This window comes from Actinomadura sp. KC216 (genome assembly GCF_004348535.1).
GTDB lineage: Bacteria > Actinomycetota > Actinomycetes > Streptosporangiales > Streptosporangiaceae > Spirillospora.
The window spans coordinates 1-14,816 of the sequence record NZ_SMJX01000008.1; the positions used below are offsets into that span (position 1 = coordinate 1).

Consider the following 14,816-nt stretch of genomic DNA (forward strand, 5'->3'; position numbering starts at 1 on the left):
CTCCAACCCCTTCGGAAACGGCGACATCATCTGGAACTCCGTCCGCATCGGCCCCATCGCAAGACTCGCCTCCCACGAGCCCGCCCGCCTCCACAGATCACCCATTCACGGTGGATCTCCCGTCCGGTGCCGTCGTCGGACTCTCGTTCGCCGCCGGTGTCGGCTCCGCGCTCGTGATCACCCGGCTGCACCGGCGCCGTCGGCATCGCACACCCGCCACCGGCCCTGATCTGGCCCGGAGCGAACCGCCACCGTCGCCGACCATACGACGACTACGGCGCGTCGACCTCGGCCGCGAGGCCTCAAGGCCCGATCCTCAACAGCCGCCCGATGAGCCCACCCGGCTCCACCTGTTTCCGCTGCCATCCAGCGGTCGGATCGTCCTGGGAGTACGTGACGACCAAGAGATCACGGTTCCGATCGGCGGACTCGTCGTCGGACTGAAAGGGCCCGGCGGGATCGCGACCGCCCGAGCACTGCTGCTGACGCTCCTGATGCACGCGGGCGACCACGATGTGGAGATCATCATCCCCCGCAGCGACGCTACCCAGGTGCTCGCACTCAACCCCGACCAGGTCGACGAGCTCACCCAGTACGCCCGGGCCCTGCACGTCACCGCTGACCTGAGCGCGGCACTGCGGCTGCTGGAGTCCGAGCGCATCCATCGTGCCCGTCTGCTCGACACCGCACCCGACAACCAGGACCTGGCGGCGGTCCGCCAGGCCGACCCGACCGAGCCCCTGCCCCACCTGGTGTTGCTCGCTACCTCCGCCCCGGAGCAGCAGCGCCGCTTGGAAACCGTAACGGTGGCTGCCTCCGACTACGACATAGCCATCATCACACTCGGCGAGCACCCCGCCGGCCCCACTGTGAATCTCGACAACGCGGCGCAGGTCACCTCCTCAACCGGTGCTGGCAGCGACATCTGGGACGGGCTACGCCTGTTCCACGTCGAGCAACAGGATGCCGACCAGGTCCTCGAACTGATCCGCAGCGCCCACGGCGCCCCAGAACCCGAACCAGAATCCCAGCCCGCGGCGCAGACGACGACGGCCGCGCGCTCCCCGGTGTCCGTGGCGCGGTCGGCGCCACCGGCGCCCCAAGCAGCACAGGCCAGCGGGCACCGCCCCGTCCATTTGCAGGTCCTTGGACATCCGACCGTAAGAGTCGACAGCCAAATCCTGGAGACCGGTATTCGTGGCAAGGGCCGGGAGCTGCTGACCTACCTGGCCGTCCACGCCGAAGGCGCCAGTCGCGACGCGATCGTGGCGGCGCTATGGCCGGACGTCGACCACAAACACGCCGTGATGCGCTTTCACGCCCTGCTGCACGAGACCCGCCAAACCCTCAAACGCGCTACCGGACGAATCGATGAGAACTTCATCGTCCGGACCGCGGATCGCTACGGCATCGATCCCGAGCTCATCAGCGTCGACCTGTGGCGTTTCCACACCGCCCTGCATGAGGCGTCACAGGCCGATCGCGACCAAGACCAAGCGGTGCTGCTGCAGGAGGCCGTCGACATCTACCAGGGGCACCTAGCCGCTGAGGCATCCTATGAGCAGGCATACGAATGGATCGAACCCGAACGGGAGACGCTACGGCGCCAAGCCGTCGAAGCCTTGATCCACCTGGCCATCCTCTACGAGCGTCACGAACCCGAGCGCGCTCTCACCATCCTCGAACGCGCACGATCGCTCGACCGCTACGCCGAAGAGACCTACCAGCACATCATGACCCTGCAGGCCAAGCTCGGCCGGCCAGATGCGGTACGGCGCACCTACCGCCTCTTGGAGACCTCCCTGGAGGACCTAGCAGTCGACCCGAGCGAGGAAACGCAACAACTCCTCTGGCGCCTTCTCCACCCTCGTGGCCGGTCACAAACTGGCCAGCACTGAAAGTGATCGGGCCGCGCGGACCTGGAGTTGCCATCGATCGGTTGCTGTCGGCAATTGCGAATGAAAAGTTAGAGTGCGGCCCGCTGGGCCTCAGGCTTCAGCCGAGGATTCGTCATCTAGAAGGGTGCGCAAAAGTGTGTGCCCCGGCATGAGGTCACCGGGGATGAGCGGGACGTTGAACACCTTGGGCTCGGCGAAAACGGGTTCGCCGCTGGGGCGGCGTGTGTAGGGCACGAGGCCGTAGTCGATACCGTCTTCTTGATCAAAGCCCATCCAGGTGATGCCCTCCTCTTCACCAGCGCGCAACGGGTGGGGGGAGGGGGACCGGGCGGCCACGTCCCGTTCGTTGATCACCCAGACCTGCGGGACGGCCATGACCCATCGGACTGCCACAACGCGGCGGGCGTGGGTGGCTGCTCGTTGCTCGAACGCGACTGCGGAGGCGCGGTCTCGCAGGTAGTCGTAGTCACTGAGGATCAACCTGCGTTCCCCGTCGAGTGCGGCGATCGCCAGGTACTCGTCAGCCCGGATGTGCTGCTCCTGGCGTTCTACGACGTCGAAGAGTACTGCCGCAAGGTCGTCGTTCATCTGGCACCACCCTTCCACCCCATCCATGCCGGAGCAAGGTTCCCCGTCGGGGCTGGCCGCGGAAATGAGGGAACCAAGATGGCCTACCGGCATTCGGCTCACCCATCCCTTCTGGCCTCGCTAGTGAGTAACGAATCTGGCTCAAGCTCTATTGCGCCCTGGTGTTCACCAGATCGTGTGGGTGGCCGTGCGCCAGGCGTGGGAGCCTGATCGGGAGATCAGGGATCTGCGCTCTTGGGCGTTCAAGGTGGTGGGGCATCAGGTGTGCCGGGCGGCCGATGGGCGCGGTATGTTCCCCGCTGGTCGGCATTGCACGGCTAGGATGCGGAGGCCTGCCTGCTCGATGCCGCTCCGGCTCACGACCAGTCGGCTCCGGACCGGGTCAACACTTCGGTGCTAGAGGGTGCAGTGCTGGAAGGGGAGCTGGCCGAGCCGTCGGGCGATGCAAGGCCGCGCTGCAGGTCGGAGTCAGGGCCGGTCGGTGGCGCGGGCGTCCAGGCGGCAGGTGCCTCGGTCGTCGCGAGGAACCTTTCGCGGAGCCCCTAGTAGATCGGCCAGGCGCTGCGCGGCACATTCCCAAAGAGCCAGGCCGGAGCCCCGGCGCACGAGGTCATCTACCAGGCGATTTACCTCCCACACCGCGGTGGTCAGGAGCGCAGGGCGACACGTTGCGCAGCGGCCACCCAGGGTCCAGGCCCGAGGCCCAAGACCGGCGCGTCGGCCAACGCGCCACCCGCTTCATCGACCCCTGCGCGCTGATCAGCCAGCGGCCCGCCGATGTCGACGACTGCCCGGGTATCCGCCACTGGGAGGATGTGCTGGTCGTTAAGGCATGGCTGCGGGCCCACAAGGTCAAGGACGCGCGTGGGCCCTGGCCGTCAACGGGGTCCAAGCGGCACGGTCCCGAACCACCAATGATCGCGTGTGGCAGTGGCCGGATCAGCCTTACCGGCTCTGTGTCCGAAGGCGTATCATGAGGGAGCGATCGGTCTCCTGCTGTGATCTGCTATCTAGTATGGGATTTGATCAAAGGGGTCGACCCTCGCGTGCGGGGGTCGGCCCTCTTGCATCCGGTCACATGGTGAGAACTCGCTTTGGCGGTGGACGCTCCTGGCTTCCTCGCGCGTGTCCATCGTGGACGCATTAAGTGTCGGGGGTCATCGCTGTGACGAATGCGTTGAGCTGTCTGAGGAGCGAGTTTGCAGACTGCTGGGCTTCACGGAGGATCCCAAGCGCTGCATCAACTCCGCACACTGCATCCTCGCCGAGTTGACCCACCTCCATCGCTGGGCCAGCGAGAGTCACCGCCACAGGGGCGCTGACGTGCAGTAGGAATCGGTAGCACCAATCATTGCCGTCGTCGATGAACTCAATAGCAGTCGTGGCGTGTTCGGAATTGGATAGCACATCCTTCTGATCATGGGCTTGCTCGATCAAGCAGGAGACAGCATCCTCCTGGCCCGGCTCGCGGGGCTGCCAAGCAAGATGGACTTGCGGTCCTATTCTTGCCCCTCGGTTCTCACCTGGGTCATCCAGATCAGCCAGCTCGTGTGCGACGACAAGCTCGCTCAGCCACTCCCGCGCTGCCTCCTCGTTGAGAGTAAAGGGCTTCATCACCATTCTCCGATTTCGATTCATTTCGGGATCTCCAGCCCATCAACGGCTAGCGGCCCATCGACCCGGTTGATCGCCTCAGCTTCGGCGAGAATCTGTGCCATGGACACATCGGGCCTGAACTGGTGTCCCATCGCTGCTTCCAGCCCCGCACGGCGGCGGGCGCCAGCCGGGTCGAGCCGGGCTGCGGTCACCAGATGCCGACGACCCGCCAGAACACAGAACCGGCAGGAGAGCCGGGGCAGCACGGCATAGATTGGATGAATGCGGGTACGTGCTTTGGCGAGTCGTGCCCAGACCTGCTCCACTTTCCAATCAAGCAACGGTAGCCATTCATCGACCTCACGCTTGGTTTTGTTGGAAGCGCGGGCATCGTTTCTATAGGGGGCCATGGCTGCCCGATCGATACTCTCCTCAGCCCGCATGCCCATAATATTTAGAATCCGCACTCTGCGGCCGACGACGCCCTGGGCTCGCTTTTCGGCCACGAGCCGGGTCATGAGTTTGTGCACAGGGGCCCGCTTCATGTCACTTGTGCAAAATCTACGAGCTTTATCTGGCCATTTTTGCTGTTGTCGAGACTCGATATGCTCAGTCAGCCCTTGCTGACGTATCGCTCCTGCACCGTCTGACACCTGACGGAATACGATCTCATGGCGTACGCAGTAGTGTGCTGCGTGTTCGGCCGCTAGCTGTTTGGTTCCCGGCCATTCATCATCATCGCCAAGATCACAAAATACGGTGACGACACGATCGCCGATGCCAGCATCCTTTGCGGCTTCTACGACAACGTCGAGCATTGCTTGAGAGTCTTTTCCGCCAGATATGTTGCAAAGAAGTATGTCGTAGGCATTCAAATCCGGTGGTGCGCTGTAATCGGCAGATATGCGTGCGACGTTGTTTGGCTCGGTCATGTCCGCACCTGGTCTTGCGAGAAAATTCGCACGCCCGTAATCCGGGAAGGACGCCGCTGAATCATGGGCGCTGATAGCCGTGAGAAGTACCGCTCGACTCGGCCTGCGGCGGTGTGGGCCGGTCATTGCGCAGAGCGGCGGCCCTGCCCCGTCACAGGGCGAACTCGTCCTGGCTGGCAGAGGCCAGCAGCCGTTTCTGGCGTGGAACAGAGGCGGGGAGCGTCACGCGGTGACCGCCAGTTACTGCTGTGTATGGGGCTGCGCGGCGAGAGGGTTTGAAAGTATTGGCATGGTGCCAACCGTTGACGGCGTCGATCTCAGATGACCCGCACGACGCGGGCCAAGCGACGAAGACGTCGTCGGAGCGCCGAGCCTTGGAGGTTTTAGACCGTGGTCAAGTGAGTGAATACCTCTTGCGCGATCTGCTGGTTCGGGAAAAACTTCGTGCGAAGTCTTGGGGTGTTCGGCTTGGGTTCCAAGAGATCGCGGACGATGAACCACCGACTGGCACTGCCCTGAAGCTGGTAGCGATATCCGCTTGCCTCGGCCACATCAATGAGCTCTTTCCAACCTCAGTTGGTGTGATGGTGCAGGGCGAGAATCGCCTGGACGATGGCGGTCAGCCGTGCTGGTGAGCAGCGTGCGTGGCGGAGGATGTGCCAGCGTTTGAGGGTGGCGGCGCCCTGTTCGCCCAGTGCTCGAATCTTGGTGTGGTGGCGGTTGAACAGCTTCTTGCGCTTGCCGAGCTTGCGGCCGTGGCGGCGGCGGTAGGGCGTGCCGATTGCGCCGCCGGCGCCGATGTAGCCCTTGTCGGCGTAGCAGGCGATCGCCTTCCGGGTGAGAGCGTCGATGATGCCGTGGAGGCGGGCGGCGGTCAGGTCGTGGGTGGAGCCGGGCAGCGCGGCCGAGGCCCAGATCAGGCGGCCGTGCGGGTCGGTGAGGAACTGAACGTTCACGCCGTGCCGCCGGTGTGGCTACGACGTTCGTAAGTGGCCCCGGCAGGACGTCTTGGGTTCTAGAGGTGATCGCAACACCTGACCCTGAGGGGTGTTGCAGTGACCCAGGCGCGTCGCGGACGTAAGAAGCGCGGACCTGCTCCGCTTGCGGACAAACGTGATCAATACCTTCGGCTCATGGCGCAGGGGATGAGCAACTCGGCCGCGTGCCGGGAGGTCGGGATCAACCGCAAGACCGGCAACCGCTGGAGGTACGGACGCAAGGAGGTCGACCGCACCGGGCGGGTGCGCGTCTACGCACCGATCACCGAGCAGCCCGACGACAGCGCTATCTCGGCGCGGTTCCTGTCGGAGGATGAGCGGATCGTCATCGCCGAAATGCTTCAGGCCAAGAACTCCCTGCGTGCGATCGCCAAGAAGCTCGGCCGTGCCCCGTCCACGATCAGCCGGGAGGTGCGCCGCAACCGCGATCCGCGCACCGGAAAGTACCGCCCGTTCCATGCGCATCGGCGCGCAGCGGTACGGCGGGCGCGTTCCAAGGACGGCAAGATCCGGCGCGACCCGGAGCTGAAGACCTTCATCCAGCAGTGCCTTAACCAGCGCTGGAGCCCGGAGCAAATCAGCCAGGCGCTGCGCACTGCCTTTCCCGACGAGCCGGACCGGCACCTGGCGCACGAGACCATCTACCAGGCGATCTACCTCCCGCACCGGGGCGGCCTAGAGCGCCGGGCCGACACGTTGCGCACCGGCCGCCAAGCCCGGCGCCGACGCCGGCGCGTCGACCAGCGCGCCACCCGCTTCATCGACCCCGGCATGCTGATCGGCCAGCGCCCCGCCGACGTCGACGACCGCCTGGTGGCCGGGCACTGGGAGGGTGACCTGGTCGTTGGCCGAGGCAACCGATCCGCGATCGGCACCCTGGTCGACCGCACCACCCGCTACGTCAAGCTGCTCCACCTGCCCGACGGACGCACCGCCGAACACGTCCGCGACGCGCTCCTGCACGCCTTCGCCGACCTGCCCGCCGAACTCGCCCGCTCGGTGACCTGGGATCAGGGCAGCGAGATGTGCCGCCATGACGAGTTCACCCGCGCCAGCGGCATCCCGGTCTACTTCTGCGAACCGGCCAGCCCCTGGCAACGCGGCTCGAACGAGAACACGAACGGACTACTGCGCCAATACTTTCCCAAGGGCACCGACCTGTCCGTCCACACCGCCGAGGACCTCGCCAACGTCGCCGCCGAGCTCAACAACCGCCCACGCAAGATCCTCGGCTGGCAAACCCCCACCACGCTCTTCGCTAAGCTCGTCGCAACAGTCGAATGACCGCGTGTTGCGACAAATTCTGGAATCCGCCGTCCGCGACGCGCCTGGGTCACTGCAACACCCCTCAGGGTCAGGTGTTGCGATCACCTCTAGAACCCAAGACGTCCTGCCGGGGCCAGTTACGAACGTCGCAGCCAGCCGGTGTTTGCCGGAGTAGACCCGCCGATCATCGGCGCCTGCGAGCCGGTCGATCGGCACCAGCGTGCCGTCCAGGATGACAAACGCCTTGCGTGCGGCGATGCGCATCGCAGCTCGCAGGTCGGGTGCCAGCGCGGCGAGCAGCTCGATCACTTCGGTGACGTAGCGGTGGGCGGTCGCCAGGCCGACGCCGAACGCGGCGGCCAGGGCGGGGAAGGTCTCGTTGCGGCGCAGGTGCACCAGGACCAGCAGGGCTTGGCGCTCGGACGGCAGTGCCCGCCAGCGTGAGCCGATCCGACGGCGGTGGTCGCGGACGAGGCCGGCCACGTATCTGCGGACACGGGCGACAGATCTTTGTGACACCGTCCAAGAGCCACCAGAATCGTCCTACACCCGACTCGGCGCCGCCGTCACCACGGCCGACGCCGAGCGGCTGGACACCGCCCAGGACCAGCGCTGATGTGGCGAGTAAGGTCAGCGATGTCGGGCGGGGGCGGAGGCTTCGGTACTGCTCCGAAAAACCGGCGGCGTCGCATCGCCCCAAGATCCCGCACCGGCAACGACTCCGACGAAAGAGGAATCTCACAACCCGTCCGGTCAGGTGCCACCCCTACGTTGCACAGCCAAGGGCAGTAGATGGTCGGCGCCTTTGTGCGCTGCTTGTTAGGAAAGTTCTCGATAGCGCCAGTACGTGCGTAAGAGTCTTGGCAGCGTAACGCGTGGCCGGGTTCGGGCCGACCAACCAACTCGATGCACGAAAATCGGTCCTGTGATATATAGGATGGACGGCCAGGAGTTTTATAAAACCGATTGCGTTCTGATTGGAATTTACGAGGAGCCTACCCTTGGGCTCGGCACTTCATGGGGTCGGCTTCTCCGCGAGTTCGGCGGCGAAATCCTGCAGGAGGCCCACGAAGGCATCAAAATGGGAGAAATGAAGCATGTGAGCCGCACCCGGAAACTCCTCCACTCGGCAGTTCGGCGGCACGACCGTCCGCTCGGCCGTCCACTCCGGCTCGCGCAGCATGCCACCGTGCCTGGGGTCAGCACGCAACAGCAGCACGGGCACAGTGATCTCGGCCAGGAGCGGTAGTAGTCGCTGCGGAGTGGAACCGTCTTCCACCAGGCTACGCACGACCAGCGGATCCGCCTGCGCAAACCCTTCGATCATGCTTTCGACGTCCCGCGGGTCCCAGCCCGGATGCTGCGAGTGAAGACTCCTCCGTAGGACCTCGCGCGGCAACGTTAAGGACCGCTGAAGCCGGCGCAGTTCGATCTCGTGACCCATCATCCCCGCAGGGGGATCGACCAGCACTAGCCCAGAGACGGACGGCGTGGGCAGGATCGCCTCGGCACCGCTGGCCAGGACCAGCGCCACGGCCGCCCCCCAGGAGTGGCCGACAAGCAACGGCTCGTGCAGCCCCAGCGCCCTCAGGAGTTCCTCCACGTCGTCGGCGACGGCGCGAAGCGCGTATCCACCTGGTTCAGGTCGCACACTCGCACCATGCCCACGTAGATCAGGCGCGATGACCCGGGCCTCGGTCGCCAGTACCTGGCCCACCCGCGCCCAGGTCGCCCCGGAACCGGCGTTCCCGTGGAGCAGCATCACCGGCCGCCCGCCACGCCCGTCTCCCCAGGCCCGATAACGAAATCTTCCCGCAGGAAGCTCAACGAAATGCGCCGGCTCTCGCTCCCCTGAGTGGGCCGCCGAGCGTCCCACCCCCCGAGGCTCCCGGCCACGACGAACTTCCGGTCCGGCCATTGCAAATCCTCCGTTTCTGGTGCAGACACCGCTGGCGGCGCTTTCGGTGCTCACGGGCCCCGGCTCGCGGGCTCATTCGTATGAGTGAGGCCGCACCCGGTTTTGGTCTAGCTGGCCGCACTTGGCCATGTGCTCGGCAGCGGTGACGCCGTGCCCAGCCGCTCCTTGAACTCGTGGTAGCGCGCCGCTGCGACGGCCGCGACGCTGTGAAGGCCCATCAGGTCGACAATCCGCCGCCAACGGCTCGCGGCTCACGGCAGTGCGGCGGAGTCACCGGTGGTCCGGCGGAGCACGACTCCTGTGATGTGCATGCCGGCTCCGATGCCGGCCATCACCAGATACTCCGTGGATATCTGGTCGAAGAAGTGCGACAAGTTCACCGGGTAGGTCGCGGTGATTAGGTTGCCGAACAGGGCCAGCGTCTCGAGATGCTCTTTGGGCTGAATACGCTCCCTCCAGTGATCCAGCAGAGGCCGGATGCCTTGATGGGTGATCAGCATGGTCTCGTCCGGTCGTATCCCATTTCGATCGAGGAGCGTGCGCACCAACTCGGGCAACCCGTCCTTGATCACGCTGCCCAGGGCCTCCACGCCCGACTGGTTGATGTCGATGGTGGCGAGCGGCAGGAGGGTGGCCGGGTCCACCGGCAGGTAGGATCTGCCGGTCAGCTCGATAGGGCGGACGCCCAGAGTGAGGGCGTGGTAGTTGGAGCTCAGCGTCCGAGATGCATGATCGATGATCGCGAAGGTGGGTGAGGGACCCACGATCACGCTGCCGGCCGCGTCGCCGACACTGGTGGCATGGCCCTGGGTGTAGTCGAGATGCTGGGACCAGTTGTTTCCCACGGCGACTAGGCAGTGCTGTGCGGTTCCGGAGTTGATCGCTTCCGAGGCCTGAATGAGCCCGGAAATGAAGTTGGTGAACTCTGTGTTGATGGGCATGACCGCCGCGTCCGGACGCAGCCCGAGCAGATGATGGAGCTCGTAGAGCGGGTTCGGCGTGAGATACCGCGGTGCCGTGGCGTACCCGTAGAGCCGGTCGACCGCAGCGGGTTCGAGGTCCGCGGCGGCCAACGCGCGGCGGCAGGACTCGGCCATCAGCTCGGTGAGAGACTCGCCCGGCTTAAGGTAGTACCGCCGGTCGAGGCCTCGGAAAAGGTGGGATTGGTAGATGCCCTGTGGGTTTCGGCTGCGGTCCATCCCCGCGAACACCGGATCGTCATTGCGCCGGACGTGCTGGGGCAGGCTGTGGCCGCAGCCGAGGATTCCCGCCTGCTGCCGTTGCGCCTGGTTCATCGGTCCTCCGTAAAGCCAAGAGGCTTCAGTAGGTGATCAACGGCTTGATGATGTTCTCTTCCTTGGTGCACATGAGCCGGAAGGCGCGCTCCACCTCATCGAAACGCATCCGATGGGTGGTGAGCGGCGTCGGATCGACGCGACCGGTCTCCAGGAGACGGAACATCCGTTGCAGGTGCTCCCGGCCTCCGGATGCGAGGACCGCGCGGATAGTCTTGTCGCTGAGGCCCATACCGAAAGAGACGATGGGCACCGGCAGCGGCGCCTGACTCGCCCACCCGTGGTAACCGACGTTAACGATGGTGCCTCCGGGCTTGGTCGCCCTGATGCACTCTTCGAAGGTCTGATGCGAGCCTAGGGCCTCGATCGCGGAGTCCACCCCGGGTTGGCCCACGACTGCGCGGATCTGCTCCACGGCGTCCTCCGCCCGCGGGTTTATCACCACGTCCGCCCCCAGCCGACTGGACAAACGAGCCCGGTCAGGCCGCGTGGCCGTGGTGATGACCAGCCCTGCCCCCAGCAGCCGGACGCCGATCGTGGTGCACAGACCGACCGGCCCCTGCGCGAAGATCGCGACAGTCCCACCGACGGGGATCTGGGCATTCTGCGCTGCCACGATTCCGGTGCTCATGACATCCAGGGCGTACAGCGCCTGCTCGTCGGAGACCGCCTCTGGGACTGCGACCAGGTTGTAGGCCGCGTCGGGTACGCGGAAGTACTCCGCCAGGTTCCCATCGCGCTGCACCGTCCATTTGTAGCCGCCGAGCATCCCGCCGCACTGGGTCGGATGCCCCGACTGGCAATAGTCGCAACGGCCACATGGAGTGACGCCGCCAACGGCCACGCGGTCACCCTCACGGAAGCCCTTCACCTTTTCCCCCAAGCGGTGAACTATCCCCACGCTCTCGTGGCCGAGCACTTGGTCGAGTGGGATGGCGACCGCTCCAGAGATGGTGTGGATATCGCTGGTGCAAATGCTCGACATGGTGGTTCGCACTACGACGTCGTCGGGGCCTGGTTCCGGAATGGGTTTTTCGATCAGTCCCACCCTATTCGTTCCGAGGAACGCCAGCGCCTTCATGCGCGCCCCAGTGGCCATCGTTTTGCTCCTCTCAGGTGGACATGTCGCACTGCGCGGCATGCGCCGTTTTGAAGTTCGGCAAGGACGAAACTTCCGTCGATCCGTGCCTGTGTGGTTAACGCGGCGATGCCTCGGGTCCGAGCGGCGCGGCGAGGAAACCTCCGTCGGCGATCACGGTCTGGCCGCTGATCCAGCTCGCTTCCGAAGAGGCGAGGAAGATCGCCACGTTCGCGAGTTCAGCCGGGGTTCCCAGCCGGCGCAGCGGTGTCACCGACTCAAGCGCGGACCGCAGTCTGGCGGCGTCGGGGAAGCGTTCAGCCGCCTCACTGTCCAGTGGCCCCGCGGACGCGGCGTTGACCCGGATGCCCTTCGGGCCGAACTCGGCCGCCAAATAGCGGGTCAATGCCTCTAGGGCCGCTTTGCTGGGGCCGACCCCGGCATAGCCTGGCAGGACGAAGTTGGCGCCGGTCGCCGAGATGTTGACGATGGCAGCACCGGGCGGCATGGATCGGACAGCTTCGGACGCGCACCACAACGGCCCCAGATAGTTGGTCGTCACCGCCCGCATCAGGTGCTTTTCGGTAAGGGACGTGAAGGGGGCCATTGCCCCAGACGCCGCGTTGTTGACCAGAATATGCAAGCGCTCGTGTCGCTCTCGTACTCTGTCGAACATCGCCACGACCGCTTCGTGGTCGGCTACATTGGCGCGCACCAGCTCCGCTGACCCGCCGTCGGCGATGATCTGCTGCAGCGTGGCCTCGGCTCGCTCGGAATCGCGGCAGTAGTTGAGGATGACATGTGCACGCCCGCTCGCCAGCCGGGCGGCGATCAGCGCGCCCATGCCGTGGCCTGCGCCCGTTACCAAGGCAGTTTGTCCAGAGAAGTCGTAGCTGACAGTCATGGCATCTCCGGTGGCACGATGACGACGCTCGCATTCTGGCCGCCGACTCCGAAGGAGTTGGACACCACCGGTCCCGAGTCCACCCGGCGCGGAGCACCGGCGACGACGTCGAGGCCCGCGCAGTCGTCGGACAACCGGTCGAACCCGCCAGTGGGCGGCACCAGCCCGTCGCGGGCGGACAGCACCGCGACGATCGCCTCGACGGCTCCCGCCGCCCCGACCGCGTGGCCGAACACGCCTTTGGACGCGGTAACCGGGGGCGGCGCGCCGTTGAACACCGTTAGCAGAGCGCGAGCCTCGGCCGCATCGCCGACCGGGGTCGCCGTGGCGTGGCAATTGACCTGTGTGATGGCCGCGGGTGTCAGGTCCGCATCGCGAATCGCCGCACGCATGCATTCCACGACCCAACGACCCTCTGGGTGAGGCGCGGTGATGTGGTGGCTGTCGCTCGTGCGACCACAGCCTGCGATCTCCCCGTAGATCCGTGCTCCGCGCGCTGCAGCCAACTCGTATCGCTCGAGCATCAGATACGCGGCACCTTCCCCCATGACATAGCCGTCCCGGTCGGCGTCGAATGGCCGGGATGCCTGTCCCGGATCGTCATTTCGACTGGACAGAGCACCGGTTTGCCCAAACGCCGCCAACATCAGAATTCCTACACCGTCGGTATCAACCGCACCGGCCAGCACAGCGTCGGCCTCACCTTCGCGGATCATGCGGGTACCCGCATTGATCGCATCGGTGCCGGTCGCGCAGGCGGTGGTGGTGGTGACCGATGGGCCGTGCCAGCCCAGTTCCGGGCCGATATAGGCGGCAGGGGAGTTGGCCATGTGCATCGATGCTGTGAAGGGAGACACGAACTGTGGCCCGCGCTGTGAAATCACGAGTGACGTCTCGTGACAGACCTGGGTTCCGCCGAAACAGGATCCGGAGGAAATGCCCGCCCGGAGCGGATCGATCGATGGACTTCCGGCGTCCACATATGCGTCCAGCGCGGCAGCCAGGCCCATCTGGGCGAAGCGGCTCATCCGGCGCCTCATCTTCGCAGAGGCGTACGTGTTGGGGTCGAAGTCCTGGATCTGGCAGCCGATCCGGGAGGGTAGACCTGTGGTGTCGAACCCGGTGACGAGGGCAGCGGTTGGTCGCGCCGAGCGGACCGCCTCGGTGAAGGACTTCAGATCGCACCCCGCCGGGCTTTTCACCCCCATGCCCGTGATGGCCACCCGCCAGCGGCCGACATGGTCACGCGCCATCACGACGATGCCATTGCGTCGGTGGCCAGCGTGATCAATTCGGCCGGTGTGGCGACCTGGAGGATCGCGGACTTGGTGAGCGGTATGCCCCGTTCACGCAGAATAACAGCGACCTCTGCGGAATCCAACGAGTCCAGGCCCAGGTCCTCCACGAGGTTCACCGAAGGGGTGACCTGCTCGACGTGGATGGAGAGCACTTCTGCGAGTGCCCGGCGGATAGTGGTGTCAAGCTCTGTATTGCTGATGTTTTCTGCGGTCATGGGAGTCTCCTTTACATGCCGATGGATGTGCCGCCGTCCACGGGGATGGCGGCTCCGGTGATGTAGGTGCCGTCGGCGCCGCAGAGGAAGCAGACGGCGGCGGCGATCTCTTCGGCTGTGCCGAAGCGGCCGAGAGGCACCTGGCGTCGCAGCTCTGTGTACCGCTTGTCAGATAGGTGTGAAATGATCTTCGTTTCGACGAAGCCGGGAAGTACCGCGTTGCAGGTAATGCCGCGTCCGGCGAGTTCACGCGCCAGCGACCGTGTCAGGCCGAGCAGCCCGGCCTTGGCCGCCGCGTAATTGCCTTGGCCGGCAGGCCCGATCAGCGCTGTCACCGAGGAGATGTTCACGATCCGGCCCCACCGGGCCCGCATCATGCCGTGTGCGACCTGGCGGCAGCACAGCAGGGGGCCGGTCAGATTCACTGCGAGGGCGTCGTGCCATTGCTGGTCGGTCATCTCTATGAGCAGTGCATCGAACAACGCACCGGCCGAGTTGACCAGGATGCCCGTTGGGCCGTGGGCTGCCTCGGCCGCGGCGAACAGTGCCGCCACGTCGGTCGGCTCTGTGACATCGGCACGGACGGGGAGGCAGCGCCCGCCACCGGCGATGATTTCCTCGGCCACAGCGGTGGCCGCTGCCTTGTCTTGACGATAGGAAATGGTGACCAGGTGCCCTTCCCTGGCAAGCCGCCGGGCCACGGATGCGCCGATTCCACCGGACCCACCGGTGACCACTGCGGCGGCAATCATGACAACGCTCCTTCGAATGCAGGGGGGAGCAGCATTGCGTCCGTGCTCGTGCCCGGTGAATGCACGTGGTGTAGCCCT

At 65.4% G+C, this 14,816-nt stretch carries 12 protein-coding genes and 2 pseudogenes; 2 read left to right on the forward strand and 12 right to left on the reverse strand.

The window, feature by feature from the left end; all coding sequences use genetic code 11:
* The first annotated feature begins 110 nt into the window (after positions 1 to 110).
* Complete coding sequence (locus E1264_RS02425; protein ID WP_132169090.1) at positions 111 to 1,898, forward strand: BTAD domain-containing putative transcriptional regulator; 1,788 nt, start codon at positions 111 to 113, stop codon at positions 1,896 to 1,898.
* A 90-nt stretch (positions 1,899 to 1,988) separates the two neighbouring features.
* On the opposite strand, the gene E1264_RS02430 is transcribed toward E1264_RS02425, so the two are convergent.
* From E1264_RS02430 to E1264_RS02445, 4 genes and pseudogenes are all read right to left on the reverse strand, one after another.
* Positions 1,989 to 2,486: a hypothetical protein gene (locus tag E1264_RS02430; RefSeq protein WP_132169092.1), complete on the reverse strand. Its 498-nt coding sequence runs from the start codon at positions 2,484 to 2,486 to the stop codon at positions 1,989 to 1,991.
* Positions 2,487 to 3,629: 1,143 nt separating this feature from the next.
* Positions 3,630 to 4,106 carry a hypothetical protein gene (locus E1264_RS02435; protein WP_132169094.1) on the reverse strand — a complete coding sequence of 159 codons (477 nt, stop codon included), beginning with the start codon at positions 4,104 to 4,106 and terminating at the stop codon, positions 3,630 to 3,632.
* Between the two features lie 14 nt (positions 4,107 to 4,120).
* Positions 4,121 to 5,014 carry a phosphoadenosine phosphosulfate reductase family protein gene (locus E1264_RS02440; RefSeq protein WP_132169096.1) on the reverse strand — a complete coding sequence of 298 codons (894 nt, stop codon included), beginning with the start codon at positions 5,012 to 5,014 and terminating at the stop codon, positions 4,121 to 4,123.
* Between the two features lie 572 nt (positions 5,015 to 5,586).
* Positions 5,587 to 5,985, reverse strand: a pseudogene (locus tag E1264_RS02445) (transposase family protein); the annotation flags it as partial.
* 84 nt (positions 5,986 to 6,069) lie between these two features.
* Here E1264_RS02445 and E1264_RS02450 point away from each other — a divergent pair.
* Entirely contained in the window at positions 6,070 to 7,296 is a 1,227-nt protein-coding gene (locus E1264_RS02450) for an IS30 family transposase (protein WP_132169100.1), read from the forward strand.
* Positions 7,297 to 7,434: 138 nt separating this feature from the next.
* On the opposite strand, the pseudogene E1264_RS45050 reads toward E1264_RS02450, so the two are convergent.
* The 8 genes and pseudogenes from E1264_RS45050 to fabG form a co-directional block, all read right to left on the reverse strand.
* Positions 7,435 to 7,761: pseudogene (locus E1264_RS45050) on the reverse strand (transposase family protein); the annotation flags it as partial.
* A 532-nt stretch (positions 7,762 to 8,293) separates the two neighbouring features.
* Positions 8,294 to 9,040 (reverse strand): alpha/beta hydrolase, encoded by a 747-nt coding sequence (locus E1264_RS02460; RefSeq protein ID WP_243710704.1) that lies wholly within the window; start codon positions 9,038 to 9,040, stop codon positions 8,294 to 8,296.
* Positions 9,041 to 9,447: 407 nt separating this feature from the next.
* Positions 9,448 to 10,491, reverse strand: a complete 1,044-nt coding sequence (locus E1264_RS02465) for a 3-oxoacyl-[acyl-carrier-protein] synthase III C-terminal domain-containing protein (RefSeq protein WP_132169106.1) — start codon at positions 10,489 to 10,491, stop codon at positions 9,448 to 9,450.
* Positions 10,492 to 10,516: 25 nt separating this feature from the next.
* The gene (locus E1264_RS02470; protein WP_207935673.1) at positions 10,517 to 11,590 is read right to left on the reverse strand and encodes an alcohol dehydrogenase catalytic domain-containing protein; all 1,074 of its coding nucleotides are present in this window, start codon (positions 11,588 to 11,590) and stop codon (positions 10,517 to 10,519) included.
* A gap of 97 nt (positions 11,591 to 11,687) precedes the next feature.
* Positions 11,688 to 12,473, reverse strand: a complete 786-nt coding sequence (locus tag E1264_RS02475; RefSeq protein ID WP_132169108.1) for an SDR family oxidoreductase — start codon at positions 12,471 to 12,473, stop codon at positions 11,688 to 11,690.
* A complete protein-coding gene (locus E1264_RS02480) occupies positions 12,470 to 13,726 on the reverse strand; it encodes a beta-ketoacyl-[acyl-carrier-protein] synthase family protein (protein WP_207935674.1) in 1,257 nt (418 codons plus the stop codon). Before E1264_RS02480 ends, E1264_RS02475 begins: the two co-directional genes overlap by 4 nt.
* On the reverse strand, positions 13,726 to 13,986 hold the full coding sequence (locus tag E1264_RS02485) for an acyl carrier protein (RefSeq protein ID WP_132169112.1): 261 nt from the start codon (positions 13,984 to 13,986) through the stop codon (positions 13,726 to 13,728). Before E1264_RS02485 ends, E1264_RS02480 begins: the two co-directional genes overlap by 1 nt.
* 11 nt (positions 13,987 to 13,997) lie before the next feature.
* Complete coding sequence (gene fabG / locus E1264_RS02490) at positions 13,998 to 14,738, reverse strand: 3-oxoacyl-ACP reductase FabG (protein WP_132169114.1); 741 nt, start codon at positions 14,736 to 14,738, stop codon at positions 13,998 to 14,000.
* Between the last annotated feature and the right edge of the window lie 78 nt (positions 14,739 to 14,816).